The 7,326-nt window shown below is 67.9% G+C and carries 8 protein-coding genes; 7 read left to right on the forward strand and 1 reads right to left on the reverse strand.

Annotation, left to right across the window (positions count from 1 at the left end; translation table 11 throughout):
- The 3 genes from ACLU3S_RS34610 to ACLU3S_RS34620 form a co-directional block, all read left to right on the forward strand.
- A partial coding sequence (locus ACLU3S_RS34610) for a cytochrome c oxidase subunit I (RefSeq protein WP_413955939.1) occupies positions 1 to 627 on the forward strand: 627 nt, incomplete at its 5' end.
- Positions 624 to 1,022, forward strand: a complete 399-nt coding sequence (locus ACLU3S_RS34615) for a cytochrome c oxidase subunit 4 (RefSeq protein ID WP_413955940.1) — start codon at positions 624 to 626, stop codon at positions 1,020 to 1,022. The genes ACLU3S_RS34610 and ACLU3S_RS34615, both read left to right, overlap by 4 nt.
- Positions 1,023 to 1,200: 178 nt before the next feature.
- Positions 1,201 to 2,460 (forward strand): Ig-like domain-containing protein, encoded by a 1,260-nt coding sequence (locus tag ACLU3S_RS34620; protein WP_413955941.1) that lies wholly within the window; start codon positions 1,201 to 1,203, stop codon positions 2,458 to 2,460.
- Positions 2,461 to 2,540: 80 nt separating this feature from the next.
- On the opposite strand, the gene ACLU3S_RS34625 is transcribed toward ACLU3S_RS34620, so the two are convergent.
- The gene (locus ACLU3S_RS34625; protein ID WP_413955942.1) at positions 2,541 to 2,942 is read right to left on the reverse strand and encodes a hypothetical protein; all 402 of its coding nucleotides are present in this window, start codon (positions 2,940 to 2,942) and stop codon (positions 2,541 to 2,543) included.
- Between the two features lie 154 nt (positions 2,943 to 3,096).
- On the opposite strand from ACLU3S_RS34625, the gene ACLU3S_RS34630 reads away from it, so the two are divergent.
- The 4 genes from ACLU3S_RS34630 to ACLU3S_RS34645 all read left to right on the forward strand — a co-directional run bounded on the left by ACLU3S_RS34630 (position 3,097) and on the right by ACLU3S_RS34645 (position 7,281).
- A complete protein-coding gene (locus ACLU3S_RS34630) occupies positions 3,097 to 3,717 on the forward strand; it encodes a heme-copper oxidase subunit III (RefSeq protein WP_351203789.1) in 621 nt (206 codons plus the stop codon).
- A 62-nt stretch (positions 3,718 to 3,779) separates the two neighbouring features.
- On the forward strand, positions 3,780 to 4,592 hold the full coding sequence (locus ACLU3S_RS34635; RefSeq protein WP_413955943.1) for a c-type cytochrome: 813 nt from the start codon (positions 3,780 to 3,782) through the stop codon (positions 4,590 to 4,592).
- Positions 4,589 to 5,647, forward strand: coding sequence for a Rieske 2Fe-2S domain-containing protein (locus tag ACLU3S_RS34640; RefSeq protein ID WP_413955944.1), 1,059 nt, complete (start codon positions 4,589 to 4,591; stop codon positions 5,645 to 5,647). The genes ACLU3S_RS34635 and ACLU3S_RS34640 overlap by 4 nt, the downstream gene beginning before the upstream one ends.
- The gene (locus tag ACLU3S_RS34645) at positions 5,644 to 7,281 is read left to right on the forward strand and encodes a cytochrome b (protein ID WP_413955945.1); all 1,638 of its coding nucleotides are present in this window, start codon (positions 5,644 to 5,646) and stop codon (positions 7,279 to 7,281) included. Before ACLU3S_RS34640 ends, ACLU3S_RS34645 begins: the two co-directional genes overlap by 4 nt.
- The last annotated feature ends 45 nt before the right edge of the window (positions 7,282 to 7,326 follow it).

Genomic DNA, 7,326 nt, shown 5'->3' on the forward strand with positions numbered 1-7,326 from the left:
ATCACCTTCACGTTCGGTGGTCTGACCGGTGTCATCCTGGCGTCGCCCCCGATGGACTTCCACGTCTCCGACTCGTACTTCGTGGTGGCGCACTTCCACTACGTGGTCTTCGGCACGGTCGTGTTCGCGATGTTCGCGGGCTTCCACTTCTGGTGGCCCAAGATGACCGGCAAGATGCTGGACGAGCGCCTCGGCAAGATCACCTTCTGGACGCTGTTCATCGGCTTCCACGGCACCTTCCTGGTCCAGCACTGGCTCGGTGCCGAGGGCATGCCGCGACGCTACGCCGACTACCTGGCGGCCGACGGCTTCACCGCCCTGAACACGGTGTCGACCATCAGCTCCTTCCTGCTCGGCCTGTCGATCCTGCCGTTCCTCTACAACGTGTGGAAGACGGCCAAGTACGGCAAGCCGGTCGACGTGGACGACCCGTGGGGCTACGGCCGCTCCCTGGAGTGGGCGACCTCCTGCCCGCCGCCCCGCCACAACTTCCTCACCCTGCCGCGGATCCGCAGTGAATCCCCGGCGTTCGACCTGCACCACCCCGAGATCGTCGCGCTCGAGCAGCTCGAGTACGCCGGTCATGGCACCGCCGCCGTCGCGGGCAGCAAGGAGGCCGGCAAGTGAAGATCCAGGGCCGGTTGTTCCTCTGGCTGAGCCTCTTCTTCCTGATCATGGCCGCCGTGTACGGCGTGTGGTCGAAGGAGCCGGCCGGTACCACGGCGCTCTTCCTGGCCTTCGGCCTGTCCATCATGGTCGGCTTCTACCTGGGCTTCACCGCCCGGCGGGTCGACGCGGGTGCGCAGGACAACAAGGAGGCCGACGTCGCGGACGACGCGGGCGAGCTGGGCTTCTTCAGCCCGCACAGCTGGCAGCCGCTCATGCTCGGGGCCGGCGGCGCGATCGCCTTCCTGAGCATCGCGGTCGGCTGGTGGCTGATCTACTTCGCCGCCCCGATCATCGCGCTGGGCCTGTTCGGCTGGGTGTTCGAGTACTACCACGGTGAGAACCGCACCCAGTGACCCAGTGACCCAGTAACGGCGCGCGAGCGCACCGGGAGCCCGGACCCTTCGTCACGGAGGGTCCGGGCTCCCGGCTTTCCCGGCGGTAGGGGGCGGTGTCCTTCGTTTGCGGGAGTGTCGTTCCCTCGTACGAGTTACGTACCGCGCCGGTACGGTCTCCATCTCATAGCGTGATCGTATGAACCACATTCCGCGGACCCGCACCGTCGTGAGCTGTGCGCTGCTCGTGACCGCCCTCGGCGCGGCCGTCACCGCCTGCGGTTCGGACGGCGACCCCACGTCCGCCACGCCGTACGACGCAGCGGACATGATCTCCTTCAACGGCCCCACCGAGGCGGGAAAGCGGGCCGACCCGGACAAGCCCCTGGAAGTCGCCGTCAAGGACGAGGGGCGCATCACCGACGTCACCGCCCGGGACTCCACAGGGCGCTATGTGACGGGCGAACTCGCCGCCGACGGCAGCCGCTGGCACAGCACCTCCCCGCTGGCCGCCAACGCCCACTACACGGTCACGGTGAGCGTCGAGGACGACGACGGGGCGCCCGGCCGCAAGGTCCTCGCCTTCGACACCAGCAAGCCGACCGCCCAGAAGCGACTGGCCGTCAAGTTCGGGCCGGACGCGGGCCAGTACGGGGTCGGGCAGCCCATCACCGCCCAACTCGACCAGCCGGTCAAGGACAAGGCCCAGCGGGCCATCGTGGAGCGCGGCCTGCGGGTGGACTCGGTGCCGGCCGTGCAGGGCTCCTGGTACTGGGTGAGCGACAAGGAGCTGCACTACCGGCCCAAGGAGTACTGGCCCGCCCACGCCACCATCACGGCGCACAGCAACCTGGACGGGGTCCGGATCAGCGACCGGCTGTGGGGCGGCGCGTCCAAGGCGCTGAAGATCACCACGGGGGACCGGATCGAGGCCGTCACGGACGCCGCGACGCACCAGCTGACGTACTACCTGAACGGCAAGTCGATCAACGTGATCCCGATCACCACCGGCAAGCCCGGCTGGGACACCCGCAACGGCATCAAGGTCGTCCTGGAGAAGCAGTACTACGTGCGGATGCGCGGGGTCACCGTCGGCATCTCCGAGGGCACGTCGGACTCCTACGACCTGCCGGTCTACTACGCCACCCGGGTGACCTGGTCGGGGGAGTACGTCCACGCCGCCCCCTGGTCCGTCGGCTCCCAGGGCTCCGCCAACGTCAGCCACGGCTGCACCGGGATGAGCACGGCCAACGCGGAGTGGTTCTACAACCACATCCACCCGGGCGACATCGTGAGCGTCGTCAACTCGGGCGGCCACCAGATGGAGCCCTTCGGCAACGGCTTCGGTGACTGGAACGTCGACTGGAAGAAGTGGCGCGAGGGCAGCGCGTTGACGAACGACGCCCAGAACGCCCAGTCTTCCCCGGACGCGGTACGACTGCAGCCGACGGCGGTGTGAGCGCGGCTCGGGGGCACGGGGAGGCGCGCGGCGGGCCGGTACGGGCCGGCAGCCGCGCAGGGACCCCGCGCCCCGGCCCGCTATGCGCTCAGCAGCCTCTTGCGGCGCAGCAGAGAGGCCAGGGAGGCGGCGAACTCCACCGGGTCGACCGGGAGCGTCACGGCCGCGTCGGCGCGGCTCCACGTGGCCAGCCATGCGTCCTGGGGCCGCCCGATGAGCAGCAGCACCGGCGGGCAGTTGAACACCTCGTCCTTGATCTGCCGGCACACCCCCATGCCCCCCATGGGCACGGCCTCGCCGTCCAGGACGCACACGTCGATGCCCCCCTTGTCCAGTTCGCGCAGCACCGCACCGGGAGTCGCGCACTCCACGAACTCCACCAGGGGCACGTCGGGAGCGGGCCGGCGCCCGGCGGCCAGCCGTACTTGCTCGCGGGTGTTGGAGTCGTCGCTGTAGACCAGCACCGTGGCGGTCGGCTGCATTGTTCCTCCGGGACGTCGGCGTCGTACGGACAGGACGGGCGGGGCCGTTCGGCCGGATGCTACTCCCCTGAACACCACGTCAGCACCGGTTCGGAAGGCAGCAACACTCCGAACGGCACCCCCCGGAGTGAGGGCGGGATAAGCGACCGACATAATGTCGGTCGTGGCGACAGCAACGACAGTAGAAACCGGGCACGCGCACCCGTCGGTCAACCGGCCGAACCTCACCAGCGTCGGAACCATCATCTGGCTGAGTTCCGAGCTGATGTTCTTCGCGGCCCTCTTCGCGATGTACTTCACCCTTCGGTCGGTCACCGGACCGGCTCACTGGAAGCACATGGCCGACGCGCTCAATGTGCCCTTCTCCGCGACGAACACCACGATCCTGGTGCTCTCCTCGCTCACCTGCCAGCTCGGCGTGTTCGCGGCCGAGCGGGGCGATGTGAAGAAGCTCCGTGGCTGGTTCATCCTCACCTTCATCATGGGTGCGATCTTCATCGGCGGTCAGATCTACGAGTACACCTCGCTGGTGAGGGACGAGGGCATCTCGCTGTCCTCCGACCCGTACGGCTCGGTGTTCTACCTGACCACCGGCTTCCACGGCCTGCACGTGACGGGCGGTCTCATCGCCTTCCTGCTGGTCCTCGGCCGTACGTACATGGCCAAGAGGTTCACCCACGAGCAGGCGACCGCCGCCATTGTCGTGTCCTACTACTGGCACTTCGTCGATGTGGTCTGGATCGGCCTCTTCGCCACGATCTACCTGATCAAGTAGCGGGACCGGCTCCCGCACATCCAGAAGCACCGACGCAGAAGATCCTGACACCGGGGTAATCCGTGAAAAAGCTCTCCGCACGACGACGCCATCCGCTGGCGGCGGTCGTCGTCCTACTCCTCGCGCTGGCGGCCACTGGGGGGCTGTACGCCGCGTTCGCACCCGCGGGCAAGGCGCAGGCCGATGATTCCGCCCAGTCCCTGACCATCCAGGAGGGCAAGAAGCTCTACGAGGTCGGCTGCGCCAGCTGCCACGGCACCGGTGGCCAGGGCTCCTCCGACGGGCCGAGCCTCGTCGGCGTGGGCGCCGCGGCGGTCGACTTCCAGGTCGGCACCGGCCGTATGCCGGCCGCGACCTCGCAGGGCGCCCAGGTCCCGCGCAAGAAGCCCTCGTACACGCAGGCCCAGATCGACCAGCTCGCCGCGTACATCGCGTCGCTGGGCGCCGGCCCGAACGTGCCCACGAAGGACCAGTACAGCCCGGACGGCGCGGACATCGCCAAGGGTGGCGAGCTGTTCCGCACCAACTGCGCGCAGTGCCACAACTTCACCGGCAAGGGCGGTGCCCTCACCGAGGGCAAGTACGCGCCCACGCTGGAGGGCGTCGCCCCGAAGCACATCTACGAGGCCATGCTGACGGGCCCGCAGAACATGCCGTCCTTCCCCGACACCACGCTGTCCTCGAAGAACAAGAAGGACATCATCGCGTACCTGCACGCGGTCGACAGCAGCCAGACGACGAACCCGGGCGGTCTGGAGCTGGGCGGCCTCGGGCCGGTCAGTGAGGGTCTGTTCGCCTGGATCTTCGGCCTCGGCGCGATGATCGCCGTCGCCGTCTGGGTCGCCGCTCGGACCGCAAAGGCCAAGAAGTCATGAGTAGCCAAGACATTCCAGAAGAGAACCTGCCCGCAGAGCAGGACCACGCGCACGGCGCGGTGGGGATCGCGGACGAGGAGAACCCGTTCGCCGACCCGGGGCTGCCGCCCCACGAGCACCGCATCCAGGACATCGACGAGCGGGCCGCCAAGCGGTCCGAGCGCACCGTCGCCCTGCTGTTCACGGTGTCGATGCTGGCCACCATCGGCTTCATCGCCTCGTACGTGACGATCCCGCACGACAAGAGCATCTTCGTGTTCCCGATCGGGCACCTCAGCGCGCTGAACTTCGCGCTGGGCCTGACCCTCGGCACGGCGCTGTTCTGCATCGGCGCGGGCGCGGTCCACTGGGCCCGCACCCTGATGTCCGACGTCGAGATCACCGACCAGCGCCACCCGATCGAGGCCGCCCCCGAGGTCCGCGCGAAGGTCCACGACGACTTCCGCCAGGGCGCGAAGGAGTCGGCTCTCGGCCGCCGCAAGCTGATCCGCAACACGATGTTCGGCGCGCTGGCCCTGGTGCCGCTCTCCGGCCTCATGCTGCTGCGCGACCTCGGCCCGCTGCCCGGCACCTCGCTCCGGCACACCCTGTGGGCCAAGGGCAAGCGCCTGGTCAACATGAACACCAACCAGCCGCTGCGTCCCGAGGACGTCGCCGTCGGCTCCCTCACCTTCGCCAAGCCGGACGGCCTGGAGGAGACGGACGAGGAGTTCCAGACGGAGATCGCCAAGGCGGCCCTGATGATCGTCCGGCTGCAGCCGGGCAACATCAAGGACAAGCGCGAGCTCGACTGGTCGCACGAGGGCATCGTCGCCTTCTCCAAGATCTGCACCCACGTCGGCTGCCCGATCTCCCTGTACGAGCAGCAGACGCACCACGTGCTGTGCCCGTGCCACCAGTCCACCTTCGACCTCTCCGACGGTGCCCGAGTGATCTTCGGCCCCGCCGGCCACGCCCTGCCGCAGCTGCGCATCGGCGTGGACAGTGAGGGTTACCTCCAGGCGCTCGGCGACTTCGAGGAGCCCGTCGGTCCTGCATTCTGGGAGCGCGGATGAGTACTGCAGCGAACGAAACGCCCCGCTCTCGCGGGAAGGCGCCGGCCGGCGAGCGTATCGCCGACTGGGCCGACGGCCGGCTCGGGATCTACTCCCTGGCCAAGTCCAACATGCGCAAGATCTTCCCCGACCACTGGTCGTTCATGTTGGGCGAGGTCTGCCTCTACAGCTTCATCATCATCATCCTGACGGGTGTCTATCTGACGCTGTTCTTCCACCCGTCGATGAACGAGGTGGAGTACCACGGCTCGTACGTCCCGCTCCAGGGACAGCTGATGTCCGAGGCGTTCAACTCGACCCTGCACATCTCCTTCGACGTGCGCGGTGGTCTGCTGATGCGGCAGATCCACCACTGGGCCGCGCTGATCTTCATCGCCGGCATGTTCGTGCACATGATGCGCGTGTTCTTCACCGGCGCGTTCCGCAAGCCGCGTGAGGTCAACTGGCTGTTCGGCTTCCTGCTGTTCGTCCTCGGCCTGTTCACCGGCTTCACCGGTTACTCGCTCCCGGACGACCTGCTCTCCGGCACCGGTGTCCGCTTCATGGAGGGCGCGATCCTGTCGGTGCCGATCGTCGGCACGTACCTGTCGTTCTTCCTCTTCGGCGGGCAGTTCCCCGGCCACGACTTCGTCGCCCGGTTCTACTCGATCCACATCCTGCTGCTGCCGGGCATCATGCTCGGCCTGCTGGTCGGCCACCTGATCCTGGTCTTCTACCACAAGCACACGCAGTTCGCGGGTCCCGGCAAGAGCAACAACAACGTCGTCGGCATGCCGCTGCTGCCGGTCTACACGGCCAAGGCCGGAGGCTTCTTCTTCCTGGTCTTCGGCGTCATCGCGGTCATCGCGGCCGTCGCGCAGATCAACCCGATCTGGGCCATCGGCCCCTACCGTCCGGACCAGGTGTCCACCGGCGCCCAGCCCGACTGGTACATGGGCTTCTCCGAGGGCCTGATCCGCTTCATGCCGGGCTGGGAGATCAACTTCTTGGGTCACACGCTCGTCCTGGGCGTGTTCATCCCGCTGGTCATCTTCCCGCTGGTCCTGGCGGCGATCGGGGTCTACCCGTTCATCGAGGCATGGGTCACCGGCGACAACCGCGAGCACCACATCCTGGACCGCCCGCGCAACGCTCCGACCCGCACCGCCCTCGGTGCCGCGTGGATGACGCTGTACCTGCTTCTGCTGGTCGGCGGCGGCAACGACCTGTGGGCCACGCACTTCCACCTGTCGATCAACGCGGTCACCTGGTTCGTCCGGATCGGGTTCTTCGTCGGCCCGGTCATCGCGTTCCTCGTCACCAAGCGGATCTGCCTCGGCCTGCAGCGCCGCGACCGCGAGAAGGTGCTGCACGGCCGCGAGACCGGCATCATCAAGCGCCTGCCGCACGGCGAGTTCATCGAGGTGCACGAGCCGCTCAGCCAGGAGCAGCTGCACACCCTCACCGCGCACGAGCAGTACCAGCCGGCCGAGATCGGCCCGACGGTCGACGAGAACGGTGTCGAGCGCAAGGTGAAGTCCGGCGAGAGGCTCCGGGTGAAGCTGTCCAACGCCTACTACGGCGAGGACAACCAGATCCCGAAGCCGACCGTCGACGAGTACAAGGAGATCACGAGCGGCCACGGCCACCACTGATCCCCGCGTCGCCACGCCACGGAGGGCCCCGTCCGCACCCCGGAC

Origin of the sequence: Streptomyces sp. AF1A (assembly GCF_047340315.1) — a bacterium.
GTDB lineage: Bacteria > Actinomycetota > Actinomycetes > Streptomycetales > Streptomycetaceae > Streptomyces.

Bases quoted from the DNA above. Each gene is read 5' to 3' on its own strand.
- ACLU3S_RS34620 (WP_413955941.1), top strand. From the start codon at position 1,201: ATGAACCACATTCCGCGGACCCGCACCGTCGTGAGCTGTGCGCTGCTC.
- ACLU3S_RS34630 (WP_351203789.1), top strand. From the start codon at position 3,097: ATGTCGGTCGTGGCGACAGCAACGACAGTAGAAACCGGGCACGCGCAC.
- ACLU3S_RS34645 (WP_413955945.1), top strand. From the start codon at position 5,644: ATGAGTACTGCAGCGAACGAAACGCCCCGCTCTCGCGGGAAGGCGCCG.
- ACLU3S_RS34640 (WP_413955944.1), top strand. From the start codon at position 4,589: ATGAGTAGCCAAGACATTCCAGAAGAGAACCTGCCCGCAGAGCAGGAC.
- ACLU3S_RS34625 (WP_413955942.1), bottom strand. From the start codon at position 2,942: ATGCAGCCGACCGCCACGGTGCTGGTCTACAGCGACGACTCCAACACC.